This is a genomic window from Lysinibacillus sp. UBA6686 (assembly GCF_002455205.1).
Lineage (GTDB): Bacteria > Bacillota > Bacilli > Bacillales_A > Planococcaceae > Lysinibacillus > Lysinibacillus pakistanensis.
On record NZ_DKJS01000067.1, the window covers coordinates 23,427 to 39,744 of the forward strand.

At 37.7% G+C, this 16,318-nt stretch carries 13 protein-coding genes and 1 other RNA gene; 13 read left to right on the forward strand and 1 reads right to left on the reverse strand.

Features of this window, described 5'->3' with window-relative positions:
- The first annotated feature begins 224 nt into the window (after window positions 1–224).
- From B2R82_RS17875 to B2R82_RS17895, 5 genes are all read left to right on the forward strand, one after another.
- Entirely contained in the window at window positions 225–752 is a 528-nt protein-coding gene (locus tag B2R82_RS17875) for a pyridoxamine 5'-phosphate oxidase family protein (RefSeq protein WP_286926227.1), read from the forward strand.
- A 44-nt stretch (window positions 753–796) separates the two neighbouring features.
- Window positions 797–2,041, forward strand: coding sequence for a serine hydroxymethyltransferase (gene glyA / locus B2R82_RS17880; RefSeq protein WP_286926229.1), 1,245 nt, complete (start codon window positions 797–799; stop codon window positions 2,039–2,041).
- A gap of 22 nt (window positions 2,042–2,063) precedes the next feature.
- On the forward strand, window positions 2,064–2,369 hold the full coding sequence (locus tag B2R82_RS17885) for a MazG nucleotide pyrophosphohydrolase domain-containing protein (RefSeq protein ID WP_286926231.1): 306 nt from the start codon (window positions 2,064–2,066) through the stop codon (window positions 2,367–2,369).
- Window positions 2,370–2,553: 184 nt separating this feature from the next.
- Window positions 2,554–3,297, forward strand: coding sequence for a YggS family pyridoxal phosphate-dependent enzyme (locus tag B2R82_RS17890; RefSeq protein ID WP_286926233.1), 744 nt, complete (start codon window positions 2,554–2,556; stop codon window positions 3,295–3,297).
- 17 nt (window positions 3,298–3,314) lie between these two features.
- Entirely contained in the window at window positions 3,315–4,538 is a 1,224-nt protein-coding gene (locus B2R82_RS17895; RefSeq protein ID WP_286926235.1) for a benzoate/H(+) symporter BenE family transporter, read from the forward strand.
- A 54-nt stretch (window positions 4,539–4,592) separates the two neighbouring features.
- Here the strand turns inward: B2R82_RS17895 and B2R82_RS17900 are convergent, their stop codons facing one another.
- Window positions 4,593–6,023 (reverse strand): PLP-dependent aminotransferase family protein, encoded by a 1,431-nt coding sequence (locus B2R82_RS17900; protein ID WP_286926237.1) that lies wholly within the window; start codon window positions 6,021–6,023, stop codon window positions 4,593–4,595.
- 443 nt (window positions 6,024–6,466) lie between these two features.
- On the opposite strand from B2R82_RS17900, the gene B2R82_RS17905 reads away from it, so the two are divergent.
- The 8 genes from B2R82_RS17905 (at window position 6,467) to B2R82_RS17940 (ending at window position 16,246) form a co-directional block, all read left to right on the forward strand.
- Window positions 6,467–7,717: a ribonuclease H-like domain-containing protein gene (locus B2R82_RS17905; protein WP_286926238.1), complete on the forward strand. Its 1,251-nt coding sequence runs from the start codon at window positions 6,467–6,469 to the stop codon at window positions 7,715–7,717.
- A 121-nt stretch (window positions 7,718–7,838) separates the two neighbouring features.
- Entirely contained in the window at window positions 7,839–8,132 is a 294-nt protein-coding gene (gene gpsB, locus B2R82_RS17910) for a cell division regulator GpsB (RefSeq protein WP_054770397.1), read from the forward strand.
- Between the two features lie 60 nt (window positions 8,133–8,192).
- Window positions 8,193–8,573, forward strand: an RNA gene (gene rnpB / locus B2R82_RS17915) — RNase P RNA component class B.
- A gap of 535 nt (window positions 8,574–9,108) precedes the next feature.
- A complete protein-coding gene (locus B2R82_RS17920; RefSeq protein WP_286926240.1) occupies window positions 9,109–10,854 on the forward strand; it encodes a GGDEF domain-containing phosphodiesterase in 1,746 nt (581 codons plus the stop codon).
- A 3-nt stretch (window positions 10,855–10,857) separates the two neighbouring features.
- Window positions 10,858–11,994 carry a THUMP domain-containing class I SAM-dependent RNA methyltransferase gene (locus tag B2R82_RS17925; RefSeq protein WP_286926242.1) on the forward strand — a complete coding sequence of 379 codons (1,137 nt, stop codon included), beginning with the start codon at window positions 10,858–10,860 and terminating at the stop codon, window positions 11,992–11,994.
- A gap of 86 nt (window positions 11,995–12,080) precedes the next feature.
- Window positions 12,081–13,988, forward strand: a complete 1,908-nt coding sequence (locus B2R82_RS17930; RefSeq protein WP_286926243.1) for an ATP-dependent DNA helicase — start codon at window positions 12,081–12,083, stop codon at window positions 13,986–13,988.
- A gap of 244 nt (window positions 13,989–14,232) precedes the next feature.
- The gene (locus B2R82_RS17935) at window positions 14,233–15,675 is read left to right on the forward strand and encodes a sensor histidine kinase (protein WP_286926244.1); all 1,443 of its coding nucleotides are present in this window, start codon (window positions 14,233–14,235) and stop codon (window positions 15,673–15,675) included.
- Window positions 15,668–16,246, forward strand: a complete 579-nt coding sequence (locus B2R82_RS17940; protein WP_283871717.1) for an ANTAR domain-containing response regulator — start codon at window positions 15,668–15,670, stop codon at window positions 16,244–16,246. The genes B2R82_RS17935 and B2R82_RS17940 overlap by 8 nt, the downstream gene beginning before the upstream one ends.
- Window positions 16,247–16,318 lie beyond the last annotated feature (72 nt).

The following is a 16,318-nucleotide window of genomic DNA, read 5'->3' on the forward strand; positions in this document are numbered from 1 at the left end:
TATATTACCTTCCAATTAAAATCTCCTTCTCAAACCTGTGATGCTAAAACAGGCACGAATTAGCCTTTAAATCTACAATATCAGAAACCTCCACACCTTACTTTCTGGCAAGATACTCTTCGTAAAATCTGATTTATGGATTGCATCATTGCTGTATTTTTGGACATTTATCTTCAATCCAAAGGCTGATAGACTTACAGAATACTTGATTAGGAGTGATAACAATGATGGATGTACGCTACAAAATTAGAGAAGTATTAGATATGAACAAGATCGATGCATTTTTAAAGCATGCTCGTATTGGGCATCTTGGAATGGTTGATGGTCAGCAACCGTATGTAGTTCCACTGAATTTTGTTTGGTCGAATGGAAATATTTATTTTCATGGTGCTGGAGGTGGGCGAAGAAATAAAGTGGTTCATGAGAATTCGGAGGTTTGTTTTACTGTATGTGAGGAGTATGGAACAATCACTAATCCTGTACCTGCCAAAACAGATACGGCATATATGAGTGTTATGATTTTTGGTGAGGCAAAGCCTGTTGTCAATTTAGATGAAGCTACATATATGCTGCAAGAGATGATTGATAAATATGTACCTGGGTACTATACACGCCCATTGTCCAAACAACATGTAGAGAAATACCAATCTGCAGTATTTGGTGGTTCTGTACAAGTCTACAGAATTGATCCACAACATATAAGCGCAAAAGAAAATCCGATTGAGGAAGGGAAAATGTTCCAAACTGAATAAATAAGAATGGAAAATTAAAAGTTCAAAAAGAAAGGAATTTGCAAATGAGATATTTAGATCAGCAAGACAGGGCGATAAGTAATGCCATCCAGCAAGAGCTTTCACGACAACGGAATAACATCGAGTTAATTGCCTCAGAGAATTTTGTCAGTCAGGCGGTTATGGAGGCAACTGGGACAATACTTACCAATAAGTACGCAGAGGGGTATCCAGGGCGTAGATTTTACGCAGGCTGTGAGCATGTAGATATTGTTGAAGAGCTTGCCATTCATCGTGTGAAAGAGCTGTTTGGTGCTGAACATGCGAATGTACAGCCACATTCCGGGGCACAGGCCAATATGGCGGTTTATTATGCTTCTGTCAAATCAGGAGATACAATCTTGGGCATGGATTTATCGCATGGGGGACATCTCACACATGGTAGTCCCGTTAATTTTTCAGGAAAGTTCTATAATTTTGTTCCTTATGGTGTAGATAAAGAAACAGGGCGAATTGATTTTGATCATGTCAGAAAGCTAGCTCATCAGCATAGACCGCGTATGATTGTTGCTGGTGCCAGTGCCTATCCAAGAATGATTGATTTTGAGTTATTCGCTCAAATTGCGAACGAGGTTGGTGCCCTTTTCTTTGTGGATATGGCACATATTGCAGGGATTGTCGCTGCTGGCCTACATCCTAATCCTTTACCACATGCTCATTTTGTAACCACGACTACCCATAAAACGTTACGTGGACCAAGAGGGGGTATTGTTATGTGCCGTAAATCTTGGGCACAAGCAATTGATAAAGCTATTTTCCCAGGATTACAGGGGGGGCCGCTTATGCATATCATCGCCGCAAAAGCTGTTGCGCTTGGAGAGGCACTAAATCCAGATTTTAAGAGATATATCAAGAAGGTACTGGAAAATGCCAAAGTATTAGCGGAAACATTCATAAGTGAAGGATTAACCGTTGTCTCAGGAGGAACAGATAATCATATTATCTTACTTGATTTGCGTACGGTTGGGCTTACTGGTAAAGAAGCTGAAGCAATACTCGATGAAGTGGGCATTACAGCAAATAAAAATACCATCCCTCATGATACAGCCAATCCATTAGTTACTAGTGGGATTCGATTTGGTACTCCTGCAATTACAACTAGGGGATTGGGTCCAAAGGAAATGAAGGAAATTGCTCAATTAATTGCACTTGCCCTGAAAAATCCTAAGGACGCAGTAGTTAAAAATCAAATATTGGATAGTGTGAGAGAAATCACATCTCAATTTCCTTTATATGAAGGACTTAATTAAAAAATAGGCTGGGGAATAATGTATGGATATTTCAAATATGCAAATATATGTTAGACAATTTAGTGAGGAAAAAGGATTTACTGTCAATACAATTCAAACTAGAATGCTATATTTAGTTACTGAGATTGGAGAGTTAGCTCAAGAAATTTTAAGTATTTCCTTTCAACCTACAGAGGAGAAGGTCCGACTAACAAAAGAAAATATTGGTTTGGAGATGTATGACGTAATTTTTAATGTAGTAGATCTAGCCAATCAATTAGATATTGATCTAGAGGAAGCATTTCAAAAAAAGATGGAGATCAATAAGTACAGAACATGGTATGAATAAAGCTATATAATGTAAAAGCCACTACCCCTAATCGCACTAGAGGTAGTGGCTATTTTTGTTTAGGAGTCGTTTATAAAGGATTTATGGATTGTTGAAAAATATATTTATGGATGTTTTTGTGCAATCCATAATAAGGTATGCTTAGTGCATTCATTACAAAATAAACGCAAAGGGAGGAAACAATATGGTTCATTTAGTTGAGGAGAATCTTACAACTGTGAGGAAGCAGATGGCATTAGCTTGCCAAGCTGTGGGTCGTAAGAATGAAGAGGTCAAATTGTTACTGGCAACAAAAACGGTTCCCCTTGAAAAATTAAAGATTGCGATGGAGGCAGGGGAAATGTTGTTTGGTGAAAATAAAGCACAAGAACTTCGAGACAAATTTCCACTTATGGAACAACATAACCAAGTAGAATGGCACTTTATCGGGCATTTACAAACGAATAAAGTTAAATATGTTGTAAAGTATGTAACCTTGATTCATTCTGTTGATCGTTTGAAATTAGGACAGGCATTACATAATCAGCTTGTGAAAGAGAATAAAACGATGGATATTTTGGTACAGGTGAATACATCTCGTGAAACAAGTAAATTTGGTGTTTCACCTGAGTTAGCATTGGAGCTAGTGGAACAATTATCCCAATTTGAAACATTGAATATAAAGGGGCTAATGACGATTGGAAAATTGAATGCCACAAATAATGAAACTAGGCATTGCTTCCAATTACTAAAGCAACTTCAAACCCAAATACGTGCAAAAGAAATTCCCCGTGTTGAGATGGATATTTTATCAATGGGCATGTCGGGTGATTTCACTGTTGCCATTGAGGAAGGCGCTACGATCGTAAGAGTGGGGACCAAAGTGTTTGGGCAACGCTATTTGCCAGATGAATACTATTGGAATGAAAATAAGTTACAGGATGATTAGGAAAGGAGGAAAAGTCTATGAATGTAACAACACAAAATTCATGGCGTGCTCAAGATTTACTATCACCCACAATAGCTGCTTTTATATCTGTCATTGTCAACTATGGGGGTACTTTTATTCTTGTTTTTCAGGCTGCTAAGGTGGCTGGTCTTAGTCCAGAAATGACTGCATCTTGGATATGGTCAATTTCTATCGGGGTTGGGATAACTGGCATATGGTTAAGTTACCGCTACCGCGAACCAATTATTACAGCTTGGTCAACACCTGGTGTAGCATTTCTTGTTTCAGCATTGGCAGTTACCCCCTATGCGGAAGCGATAGGTGCTTATATGATTTCTGCTATGGGATTTATTATTTTAGGATTAACAGGAATGTTCGAGCGTTTTGTCCAGCTTATTCCACCAGGCATTGCTTCTGGACTTCTCGCCGGTATATTATTACAGTTTGGTATTTCAGCATTTGGCGGAGCAAAAGTTGATCCTTGGCTTGTCATTATTCTATTTATTACGTATGTCATTTTAAGAAGATTTACATCTAGATATGCAATCGTAGGTATTTTGCTTACAGGATTAATTTATTTGATAAGCATGGGGCAGGCGGATTTTGGCAATATCAAATTAGCCCTTGCATCACCAGTATTTGTTGCACCAGAGTTTTCGCTTCATGCCTTATTAGGGGTTGCGCTGCCACTTTTTATTATTACTTTGACAGGTCAATATATGCCAGGGATGTTAGTACTGCGAAATGATGGATTTAAAACGAGCGCAAATCCAATATTGATCATTACAGGATTAGGCTCACTTCTAACAGCTCCATTTGGCTCTCACGCCTTTAATATAGCAGCTATTACCGCAGCAATTTGTACTGGAAAAGACGCTCACGAAGATTCAAGGAAACGTTATATTGCTGGTATCATCTGTGGTATTTTTTATATAATTGTTGGCATTTTTGGCGTCACTTTGGCTGCTTTGTTTTTAATTCTCCCTGCAACATTTATTGCTACACTAGCGGGCTTAGCATTACTCGGTACAATAGGGAGTAGCCTTGCAAATGCCTTGATAAATCCCGAAGGACGTGAAACAGCACTAATTACATTTTTGGCTACAGCCGCAAATGTTACATTACTTGGAGTAGGAGGTGCGTTCTGGGGACTGGTAGCAGGGTTAGGCGCTCATTTATTGATAAATGGTCAGTTGCTAAAGAAACAACAAAATACGAATAGTGTGCAACAAACTAAATAATAAGAGACTTAATATAGGCCACCATCTAAAATAAAGTAAGATGGTGGCCTTCAATTATAATAAGATCTTTGCCAATCGACTAATCCCTTCTTCAATCGCTACCTCGTCTATTTTAGCAAATCCTAGTACCCATCCTTTACGATTGCTTTCCAAACAATATTTGCTAAGTGGATAAACACGGACTCCTTGTGTCAACGCTAGATTGGTCAGTTCTTCTTCTTCAAATGATTCTTTGGCTTCGAGAAGCATATGAAGACCGGTTTCAATACCGCTTAATTTAAAATGTTTACCGAGACCTGTTGCCATAATGGCCTTTGTCATAGCCTCATGTCTTCTGCGATAGACATTTCTAGCTCTCCTCATATGACGCATAAAATGACCATGTTCAATAAAATGGGAAAGCGTTAGTTGCTCCATAATTGGCAGATGGCGATAGGTTAAAGCTTGTACCTGTGCAAGCTGGCGAATAGCGTTTTTGGGGCCAACAACTGCAGAAATTCGTATACCAGGAGCCACCATTTTTGAAAAACTCATCATATACAATGTATGTTGGGGCTGCTGACTAAATAAAGTAGGAAGTGGGCCACCGCGATACCTAAATTCACCATCATAATCATCTTCTACAATCCAAAATTGCTTTTGAGCAGCCAGTTGTAGCAATTGCTGTCTGCGAGGTTCTGACAAAATAACGCCGACTGCACACTGATGGGAAGGTGTGACAAAAGTAAGTTTTGATTGTGGATGAATGTGCTCAACTTGTAAGCCGTACTCGTCAACAGGAACAGGGACAACGTTCATACGCCGATATTTCATTGTCATCCATGCAGCGGGAAATCCAGGGTCTTCAACAGAAACTGTTTCGCCTTCATGTAAAAGCGCCTGAGCAATTAAATCGATACTATGCTGTGCTCCTGAAGTTAAGATAATTTGATCAATATCAACATGAACTCCTCTTTCGAATGTCAAATATCGTTGAATCTGTTCACGTAGTGGTGTATAGCCATACGGATTGCCATATCCCCAAGTATCTAAATCTGCAACCGCTGATGCCTGTAAAAAAGATTGCCTCCAAATTTTCCGGAAATGCTCGTCCAAGTATGGCTCATGGGGACAAAAATCAATTTCAACATGTTGTTGTTCTGTACCTCTAAACCAATTATTCAATTGATTTACAGCTGTGCTTATGTAAGGTATTTCTGGTGTGGATGGTCCTTGGTGCATAGATTCTTCCTGTGTGCCAGCTTGATAGCCCCATTCACTTACCCTTGTTCCACCACGCCAATTTGTAACAGTGTATCCGCGGCTGAATAACTCCTCATATACAATTTGGATGGTTGAGCGTGAAACACCAACTAATAAGGCAAGTTCTCGAGTTGGGGGTAGTAGCTCTCCAGGCGGCCATTTTCCTGTTGTAATATTATGAATGGCTTGGTCAAGCAATTGCTGCCATATAGGACTCTTATCTTCTCGATTAACTTTTAGCATTTCATTCACTTCCAATCTATAAATCAATTTTGCCTCGGCGTAATTGTAGTTACCTCTTTGCTTTCGCTACAGATAACCCGTGTTGCTGTCGCTGCGCTTTCGCACAGTAAAGATGCTGAATGAAGATAACATTATTAATATGGACTGTTAAATTGCGTGAAAAAGTTATATTAAATACATGCCATAATTTGAATGCTATCATAAATTGCTTTCTTTTTGCAATGAACCAAAAAATAAACTTTCCTATTTATATGTTTTATTATTAGATAAACAAAGGACCAAATCATAACTAGAGTCCTTTGAAATTGTGTGTTACTATAAAATACAATCATTTAATCATTTATTTAGAAATATATGGAAGTTAAATCCTCCTACAAGTTCTAATCAAAAGTTGTTGCAAAGTATTGATATACCAATTTATAGGCAGAAAATGAGTGAAATATATGTCATACGAAAACAAAATCCTACAAATGAAAAAAATGCTTGGTAAAAAAACTACAACACCAGTCAAACAAGAGAAGCCTGCCACATATCAAAAGCCCGAGACCCCTAGCTATACAGAGCGATGGAAGAGGGCTGGGCTGACAGTTGTAGAAAATGACTTTGGTATTGTTTTTAAGCGGCAGGTTCATTATCCGTATCATTATCAACATGGGGATTATAAGTTGCAATCATTTTTCGAGGCACTAGCCAAATGGCAAGAGGCAAAGTTTGAACATCCCTATGCACTAGATAGCAATGAACAGGTATTATTTTTCGATACGGAAACGACAGGCTTAAAGGGAGTAGGTACACAAATTTTTCTTCTCGGTTTTTTAGAGGTTTCAGATGAAAGCTTTATTTTAACGCAATATCTACTTGCAGATCCAGCACACGAAGCAGCATTACTTTTTGAGTCAAAGCTTTGGCAAAAAACAGCAACGGTCATTACCTACAATGGCAAAAGCTTTGACTGGCCACAGCTGGAAACGCGTTGGACGCTCCACCAAAAAGAACTACCTAAATTACGTTCACAACGACAAATCGATTTGTTGCATAGTTCAAAGCGTTTATGGAAAAATGATATGGAACGGATGAAGTTAAAATCGGTGGAAGAGGAGAAGCTTGGCTTTTCACGCATTGCTGATATTCCAGGCTATCTCGCACCTATTATCTATTTAGATGCTATTAAAAGTGGTATGCCTGATGCACTGATGAAAGTACTGCTTCATAATGAGTGGGATTTACTTTCACTAATTACACTCTATTCTCACTCCACAAACTTGTTGTTTGAAGAGTCGAATGATGAATCTGCTAATACCTTCACCAATATTGGGAAATGGTATGCAGATTTAAAGGAGAGCACTCAAAGTGTGAGGATATTGGAAAAGGTAACTTCGCAATTTGATGCACTTGAAGCAGGACATGCTCAATATTATTTGGCCTTACAACACAAAAGAAATAAAAAGTTTAACGAAGCTATTGATGCCTTTGTGGCTTCACTTCATTTCATTGATTCACGAAAAAAGTTGCATGCTTTAGAACAGCTAGCCATAATCTATGAGCATCAGATAAAAGATTACGAACAGGCCCTTTATTATACGCAGGAAGGCATACAATTAATAAAAAGGGATGAGAAATGGAGAGTAGAACAAAAACAGAAATGGGAAATTTCTTGGGCAAAGAGATTATATCGATTAGGAAATAAGAAATAATTTCCCGGGTAAGCGCAAGAAACGACAAGTTTAGCCTTACAATTGGTGTTTACAGACGATATAATGTGGTGAAGTATGCTATAATGATTTCGTGTATGTAGTGTGAGGAAGGGCGATGTGAATGGACATTAAATTAACGTCAAAAATGATCCTTGAAAAGGAATTTAAGAAAAATTTTAAAGGCTACAATGTAGAAGAAGTCGATTCATTTCTTGATGAAATTATTCAAGATTATGAAACTTTTGAAAAAGTGGTGGCCCAACTACGTGAAGAGAACAGACAGCTTAGAGAAGAAATTGATAGTACTCCTAAAAGACAACCTGTTGCATCGACAGCTGGTACGACAAACTTTGATATTTTAAAACGTCTTTCGAATTTGGAAAAACATGTATTTGGCAGTAAGTTATACGAATAATTTTTGTCATTTACATTGTATTTATTATAAAACTCTAGTATAATGTTTCGTATCATCATGAAATTCGAGTAATCGCTGCGGCGCTAGACGTCGTAGAGGAAAGTCCATGCTCACACGGCTCTGAGACGACCGTAGTGTTCGTGCTTACTGAAAAAATAAGGTAAGGCAGCTGTTACAGGCTGACGGCGGAAGGAAAACCTAAGTCTTTTGATATGGTTGAAACTTCCTGAAAGTGCCACAGTGACGAAGCTTGCTTGGAAACTTGCAAGGTGGAACGAGGTAAACCCCACGAGTGAGAAACCCAAATTATGGTAGGGGCACTCTCTAGAAGGAATTGAACGGATAGAGGGACAGAGTTATCTCTGTAGATAGATGATTACTACCCGGTCGTACGAGGTGCAAACTGTTTGAGTACTCGGGAACAAAACATGGCTTATGGAATTTATGATGCTTAACTACGAAATAACAAGCGCTCTCCAATTTGGTGGAGAGCTTTTCTTTTGAGTTTATCTTGATTCAACAGATTTTTATTGTGCGAAAGCGCAGCGACAGCAACACGGGTTTATCTGTGCGAAAGCGCAGCGACAGCAACAGATCTTTACTGTGCGAAAGCGCAGCGACAGCAACAACAACAACACACAACGGAGTGACCAACATCACGTTGGCCCAAAGCCCCCTACGGATGTCACGGATTTTGAAGAGAAGCTTTTTGAGGGAAGTTCGAAAAAATCTAGACGCAATTACGCGGGGCGTAATTTAAGAACATGGTACTTGTTAATCATGGCTAGACATGCGCGATAAACGTTTAAGAATAAGGCAACATACTGTTTGTTATGCCTCTGTCTCTACGCATCTAAGCAAAACATCTGAAACTGTTATCGCAACGATGTACATATTTGTCTACAAACTAGTAGGCTGCGCATAGGCGCTATTCTATAAATGAGGGTAGTTTAGAGAGAGAGAATGGAGCGGAAACATGAACGGAGCGAACGATTGGAATAGTCAGGGGAAACTTAATTCGATTTCCAAATACCCCACTGCCTTAATTACAAAAATCTTCGAAAATGTCTCTGAAGGCATAATGATTACGGATAAAGATAAAAAAATTGAAATGGTGAATCCTGCATTTGAATTTGTAACAGGCTATAAGCGTGACGAAGTTATTGGAAAAACGCCTGCGGTGCTACAATCAGGTGTACACGAATTAAATTTTTATCTAGAAATGTGGCAAAAAATACGACAAGATGGCATTTGGCAGGGAGAAATATGGAATCGTCGGAAAACCGGAGACGTTTATCCAGAATGGTTAACAATTATTGGTGTAACCAATGATAAGGGTGAAGTTACAAATTACTGTGGTATTTTCACGGATTTATCTGAAAGAAAAATAGTTGAGAATGAGTTAGAGAAACGTTTGTTAACAGACTCATTAACGGAAGTATCCAATCGATTTGCTTATATTGAAAGAATGGATGGTCTTCTAGAATCTACTTCTACTATCTCCCATTCAGTTCAACATGCTGTCTATTTTTTAGATTTAGACAGATTTAAGCAAATAAATGATACATTAGGCCATGCGGTTGGTGATACGATTTTAGTAGAAGTGGCAAAGCGTATCAAAACATTGTTGAAGAATAAAGATATCATTGCAAGGTACGGTGGCGATGAGTTTATTATTACGTTAACCAATGTAAAAAATGTTAAAGAAGCAGCAAAATTTGCTGAGCAAATTATTGGTATAATTGAAAAGCCTTTGGATATAAATGGGCAGAATGTTTTTATCTCTACAAGTGTCGGTGTAAGTATGTATCCAGTAGATGGCGAAACTACAGAGCAATTAATTCATTGTGCAGATAAAGCAATGACCTATTCTAAAAAGAATGGTCTTAACGGCTATTCGTTTTATTTTAAAGAATTACAAACTGATTCACAGCGCGTGTTATTATTGGATTCAGAACTACGAAAAGCTATTGAAAATCGTGAATTTGACCTTCATTTTCAACCAAAAATATCTGTTAAAAATGAACAGATTCAGGGCTTAGAGGCACTAGTAAGATGGAATAATGAACGGCTAGGTTTTGTATCGCCAGCAGAATTTATTCCATATGCCGAGGAAACGGGATTAATCATTCCATTAAGCGAAGTCATTATAGAAAAAGCTTGTGAGGCAGTATTGGAGATGCAACAGCATGGACGCAAGTTACCTATTGCCATCAATATATCAAGCATTCACTTTAAACAACAAAACTTTTTAGAGTCGATTCAAGCGATATTAGAGCGTTACAATATGCCTGCTAACAATTTTGAGATAGAAGTAACAGAACGCACGGTTATGAATAGTGCAAATGAAACAATAAGCAAGCTAGTGCGACTTAAAAAAATGGGCTTTAAAATTTCAATTGACGATTTTGGAACGGGCTATTCATCTCTGAGCTATTTAGTGCGATTCCCGCTTGATTGTTTAAAAATTGATCGCAGCTTTATTCAACATATTGCCTCGCTCGATGAAAAACAGGCTGTAGTAGATGCGATTATCCAAATGTCCCACCGCCTAAAAATGAAAGTGGTTGCGGAGGGTGTAGAACAGGCACAACAAGTGGATATACTACGTAAAATGAACTGTGATATTATTCAAGGCTACTATTACAGCAAACCACTACCATTAAATGAGCTAATTGAATTTATGGAGTTTTGGGAAATCGAGCATCAAGGAAGGAATTAGCATATGGCAAATTATAAATTAGTAGCAACGGCTGCGATGGGCTTAGAGGCAATTGTAGCGCAAGAGGTTAAGGCGCTTGGCTATGAAACAACAGTAGATAATGGAAAAGTCTATTTTGAAGGTGATGAAACAGCCATTGCACGAACAAACTTATGGTTACGTGTGGCAGACCGAGTAAAAATTGTTGTGGGTCAATTTCCTGCAACATCTTTTGAGCAATTGTTTGAAAGTGTAAAGGCTTTACCTTGGGAAAAATACCTGCCAGTAGATGCAGCTTTTCCAGTATCGGGCAAGTCTGTCAAATCAAAATTATTTAGTGTACCGGATTGCCAGGCAATTACAAAAAAAGCAATTGTAGAGCGTATGAAGCAGCACTATAAGCGTTTAGGGTTTTTGGATGAATCTGGTGCTACCTATAAAATTGAAGTTTCAATCTTAAAAGATATGGCTACACTTACTATTGACACATCCGGTGCTGGGCTACATAAGCGTGGCTACCGTCAAGCACAAGGTGAGGCGCCATTAAAAGAAACATTAGCGGCTGCTCTTGTGCAAATTTCAAAATGGAATCCGAATCGACCGTTCGTTGACCCATTTTGTGGTTCGGGCACAATTGCTCTTGAGGCTGCTATGCTTGGACAAAATATTGCACCCGGCTATAACCGTGAATTTATTTCAGAGGCTTGGCCATGGATGAAGGCAAAAATGTGGGACGAGGTACGGAACGAGGCAGACAGCTTAGCAAATTATGAGCAACCATTGGAAATTTTTGGGTCTGATATTGACCATCGTATGGTGAGTATTGCGCAAGAAAATGCACTTGAGGCTGGCTTTGGTGAAATAATTACGTTTAAGCAAATGCAAGCACGTGATTTTACGACACAGCTTACAGATGGCGTTATGATTGGTAATCCGCCATATGGTGAACGTATTGGTGATGTTGAAGTTGTAGAGCAGGTGATTCGTGACTTGGGAACAATCATGAAGAGCTATCCAACCTGGTCTGTGTATATGTTGTCCTCCATGAAAAACTTTGAGGAATTGTATGGTCGTCAAGCGACGAAGAAACGTAAATTATTCAATGGTTTCATTGAAACGAATTATTATCAATTCTGGGGACAAAAATCTAAAAGAGATTAAACAATGATAACGGAAGATAAGATTTTTTTCTTATCTTCCGTTTCGTCGCGTATAATAGGACCAGATAGTTAGAGGGGGAACGTCAATTGCGTAAATCTTTACCTTTTGCATTAACAAAGGATCGTTCATTTTTTGAGTCATTAGGTGACTGGATGGGCGACGTCCTTTATGATGAATTGCCTGAAAAAGGCTTTGAATGCCGTGATGAGCAAATTTTTATGGCCTATCAAATAGAGCAGGCTCTAAAAGAAAAAAATGTGCTTTTTGCTGAGGCGGGTGTAGGAACTGGGAAAACGATTGCCTATCTTCTACCAGCTGTATCCTATGCACGTTATACTGGTAAACCAGCCCTTATTGCCTGTGCTGATGAAACTTTAATCGACCAGCTAGTAAAAGAGGGCGGAGATATTTATAAATTACAGAAAACGTTAGGGCTTGACATTGATGTGCGCTTAGCAAAATCAAGAGATCAATATTTATGCCTAAAGCGCTTTGAAGAGGCAGAAAAAGTAGAGACTGATGAATGGATTGATGATATTGCATTTTCTATACCTGATGGTGTATATGCTCAAGGATCGATGATTGCCATTCAGCCCTATGGAGAGCGTAGTGATTATTCAACAGTCAGTGATGAAGATTGGCAAAAAGTGAACTATAATGCCATTATGCAGTGCTCTGTATGTGATCAACGTAATCGATGTGGTCAAACACTACATCGTGCACATTATCGTAAATCAACGGATCTTATTATATGTTCACAAGATTTCTTGATGGAGCATTTGGCTACAAAGGAATCCCGTGAGCGTGAAGGGCAATTGGCGCTATTACCAGAAGTATCTATGATTGTGCTAGACGAGGGGCATCTTTTAGAATATGCTGCTCAAAAAGCAATGACGTATAAAGTGCAGGCGACAACAATAGTTAAACTTCTAGAACGTTTAATGGTAGATGGTGTGCGAGAGCGGACACTGTATGCGATGGAAAAACTACAAGATGATCATGAGTTATTTTTCGATCAGCTTCGTGATGATTTAGTTGCTTCTAAAGAGGAGCGTAAACGTATCAATAAATCGCCAACACTATTAAAGTATGGAAAACAATTAGTTGACGATGTAGAAACATTACTCGAAGAATTTGTTTTTGAATCAGAGATGTATATGATTCCGGAATACGAATTGAATATGGCTGAGGAATATTTAGAACAATACCAAGCATCCTTACGTATTTTTATTGCGCAGGGTGATGCTGTTGATTGGTTAGAGGAAACGGACGGGGAAGAAACACTCGTTATCATGCCACGACTTATTACAGAAGTTTTAGCAGAAAAATTATTCTCTAAAAAACTTCCAATTGTCTTTTCATCAGCGACATTGTCTGTTAATAAGGATTTTTCATATATTTCCTATAGCTTAGGAATTCGGGACTATCAATCATTTTCTGTTCCATCGCCTTTTGACTATGAAGAAGTCATGAGAATTTATTTACATGAGCTTTCTCAAAAGGAGAAGACATCGCGTGTTCAACAGCTTTTACGTGATGGAGAAAAAACGTTAATATTATTTAAATCCAAACAAGCTATGCTAGATTTTAAAGCTGAATTACCACTTATGGAAAGGGTGTATATGGCTTTTGAAGGAGATCGTGAGCTTTCAGCCATTGTTCGTGATTTCCAGGATGGTACCGTCAAAATATTATGCTCCTATCATTTATGGGAGGGTCTTGACTTACCAGAGGAGGCATTAACACGTGTCATTATTTATGACTTGCCTTTCCCACCACATGATCCATTATTTGATGCAAAACGTACGTTTGCAGAAAATCCGTATGAAGAGGTAGAATTACCATTTATGCAATTGCGTTTACAGCAAGGAATGGGGCGCTTAATCCGTACTTCAAACGATCATGGGGATATTCATATTTTATTAAATGAACAAGAGGCTTCTCAACGTAAAACATTTGAAAATATTTTAGCTGTTACACCAGAAATAAAGTAAGAAAAAGCGGGTTTGCTTAAGTTTGCAAGCCTGCTTTTTGTTATATCGAAATAATAAAATTAGCATGAAATGCAGATGGAAATGAAAAAAGTGTTGAATATTTCTCTTTTAAGCTATATAGTTCTTTGTAATGCAACGAAAATTATTAAAATAAATTATTTTTTTTGTTGAAAATAATTTTGCAAAAGGTTTATAATGATGACAAGAAATTATACGAATAGTCATTTTCAAGTTTGATTATTCTATGATAGGGGTGTTGAACCTGTCGAACATTCGAACATTGTGTAGTCAATATACAAACTTATCTTCAACAGATATAGAAAAGCTATTAGAAATAGAAACTACACTTTCCTATTATGCAGAATTGACAGATTGCTATATGTTTATAGATTGTATGTTGGAAAATCTACCACATGCAATTGTCGTGGCAGAAGCATTCCCCAAAAAAGAAAGACATTTATACGAAAAGTCTGTTATTGGAAAATTTGTTTTTGAGAGTTTTGAGCCAGCAGTATTTGCTGCTTTTAAAAATAAAGAAAAATCATCCATTTCTAGAGCCATCACACAAGAAGGTATAACTGTTGAACAAAATGTTGTCCCTCTCTTTAATAACGAGCAACAGGTTATTGCCGTGTTAATTCAGGAAAAAAAGGTGGAAATGAAAACAACACCGAAAGATGATTTTCAAAATATGCCCTTTGCTTTAATTGAGCATATTGTTGAACCAAATTCTCAACCAATACCAGTCGTTTCTGATTTGTTAGTAGAATCTATTATTCTTACTAATCATGAGAACAAAGTAATTTATAGTAATCCTGCAGGCTATCGATTTATTTCAGAGCTTTCGGGGTTGGAACATTTTGACAATGTTGCATTGAATAAGATTTTGCCATTTTTACAAGAGGTTTATGATAAAGGCGATGATGTCTTTTTCTTAGAAATTACGATTGATCGTAAATCTTTCATTGTGAAAAAAATTCCTATTCGCAGTCAAAATGATAAAGTAACACTTCTCATTATTCATGATCTGACAGAGCTAAAGCTGAAAGAAAATGAACTGATGATGAAAACATTTGCTATACGAGAAATTCATCATCGTGTAAAGAATAATTTACAAACAGTTACAAGCCTATTGCGTTTGCAAATGCGAAATGACTTGTCAGCTTCCAATGCAAGTGCTTTTCAAGAGGCATTAAATCGAATATATAGTATTTCATCGGTCTATGAACTAATTTTAGAGAATGAGGATAATGCGGAAGAGAAAGTAGACGTTATCGCGTTATCTAAGAAAATTGGACATAAGATGGTGGGAACAGCCAATACACCTTCCATTCAATTAGTCTTTCATCATGAAGACATTCAGTTATTCTGTCATTCGAAGAAGGCTGTATCTCTCGCGCTAATCATTTGTGAGCTACTACAAAATGCATTGAAATATGCTTTTGTTGGTCGTGAGGAAGGTACAATCGACATTCAATTTTTACAGGATGCTTCCGTCATTTCACTTCATATTTCTGACAACGGCGTTGGGATGCAAGAGATGAAGGCATCATTTGGAATGGAGATAATAACAAGACTTGTTGAATATGATTTAGCTGGCACATTTACAATTATCCCTAGTGAAGAAGGTACACATACTCAAATTCAGTTTCCTGTAAGTGAGGAGGTATTTATCCTAAATGACTAGGAAAGTAATGATTGTCGAAGATGAGTCACTAATTGCTATTGATTTAAAATTTATGCTTGAAGATAATGGCTACGAGGTAGTGGCACAAGCAAACAATGGAGAATCGGCAATTGAGCTGGCTTTTGCACACAAGCCTCAGTTAATCCTAATGGATATTAAAATGCCTAAGCTAGATGGATTAAAGGCTAGCAAAATTATTGAACAGCAATTGGGAATTCCAGTGCTATTTATATCAGCGTATAGTGAAAAAGAGTTGCTTCTATACATGAAGCAAGATAATATTTTAGGATATGTTATGAAACCGTTTTCTGAGAAAAATGTCCTTCCAGCGTTGGAAGTAGCATTTCATCAAATTGATAAATTCAACCGTTTAAACGGTGAATTACTGCATAAACAAACAGAATTAGAAAAACGCAAAATTATCGAACGTGCAAAAGGTTTACTGATGCAGTCAGAAAATCTTAGCGAGGATGAGGCGTATAAAAAAATTCGAAATGAAAGCATGCAGACTCAACAGGAAATGGTGACGATCGCGAAACGAATTATTAATACCTTACAAGTAAATAGTTGAAGCAAAGACGCTTTAAAGAGATTTCTTCTTTAATGCGTCTTTTTTTATATAGATTTATCAAAAACAAAGGGG